Genomic DNA, 1,130 nt, shown 5'->3' on the forward strand with positions numbered 1-1,130 from the left:
CTGACTTATGACTCGAAGATCCTGACTCCTGACTCCTGAAAAAACTAAGCAATTTCTTACATCGAACTGAGGTGAAGTTATAACATCCTAATAATTCCAGTAGTGCTTAACTTGCCTGTGCGAGCTTTCGCTCTAGGTCAAACAAGAAACCGTGGATGTACTCCTCAGTCCATTCACTGCCATAAAATCTCTGAAACATACCACGAGCTGGGTCTTTTTCAGCACGATAACCCAGATAACGCAGTTGAGCTTCCTTGATGGCTTCCAGATGCTGGGGATCAGTAATTAATTCTGCCTGATCCACAAAATCCAAGTAAGCTGTCAGATAGTCCTTGAAGGCAGCAAACACCCGATTTTCCACTACTTCGGTTTCCTTAGGGCGTGTCCACAGGAAAGCTGGGGAAAAGAACGGTGTTGCTTCCTCAGGGAATTCTCCTCCCCAAGGCAAATGCTGTTGATGGGCCTTGAAAATCGGTAGGATAGGTTCCGTGTAACGAGCTTGATAAGCTGGATCATCCCGGAACAGGGGCTGCATATCCAAGGCAATCAGATGTCCACCAGGTAAGGTCACTAAGTCAGCACCGAAGAAGGGGAGGTCATAGTTGAGGTGGGGGAAGATCACAAAATTGAGTACCTGTAATGCTGTTCCCCCCTGGACATGAGCCGCTCGAATTTGTCTGATTTTGGGTGCAGCAAAGCCATAACTGGTGGTCAGGACATCTTGCTGCTTTTTCCCTTTCCCCACTGTTGCGAATTTGCTTTCAAACCCAGGGGGAATGGGATAAGGCTGTAGATCAAGACGCTCTTTTAGATATGCGATCGCGTAGTCTAGAAACGGCTGATAGAGAGTCATGTTTGGCTTTGACTAACGGCTAAAGGCATGGCATTTTCAAATAAGAACTCATATAAGAACTGCTCTGCCCACTCGGGACCAAAGTAGCTGCTGAACAGACCATGGGCTGGATCTCTGTCCGCACTATACTGGTCGTAGTCTTTCTGTGCTTTAACAATCCGCTGAATATCTTCTGGCTCAGTTAGAGGCTCAGCTTGCTCCACCATTTGCCAATATAAGGCCAAGTAGTCTTTGTAAGCCTCAAAGACTTCCGTTTGCACTGTCTCTAGGGAATCGA

At 46.9% G+C, this 1,130-nt stretch carries 1 protein-coding gene and 1 pseudogene; both read right to left on the minus strand.

What is annotated here, in order from left to right:
* Positions 1 to 106: 106 nt before the first annotated feature.
* Complete coding sequence (locus F6K38_RS44800) at positions 107 to 853, minus strand: phycoerythrobilin:ferredoxin oxidoreductase (protein ID WP_287255628.1); 747 nt, start codon at positions 851 to 853, stop codon at positions 107 to 109.
* Positions 850 to 1,130: pseudogene (locus tag F6K38_RS44805) on the minus strand (15,16-dihydrobiliverdin:ferredoxin oxidoreductase); the annotation flags it as partial. The pseudogene F6K38_RS44805 and the gene F6K38_RS44800, both read right to left, overlap by 4 nt.

Source organism: Moorena sp. SIO3B2 (assembly GCF_010692525.1).
In the GTDB taxonomy this organism is placed as follows: domain Bacteria; phylum Cyanobacteriota; class Cyanobacteriia; order Cyanobacteriales; family Coleofasciculaceae; genus Moorena; species Moorena producens.

Bases quoted from the DNA above. Each gene is read 5' to 3' on its own strand.
- F6K38_RS44800 (WP_287255628.1), bottom strand. From the start codon at position 853: ATGACTCTCTATCAGCCGTTTCTAGACTACGCGATCGCATATCTAAAA.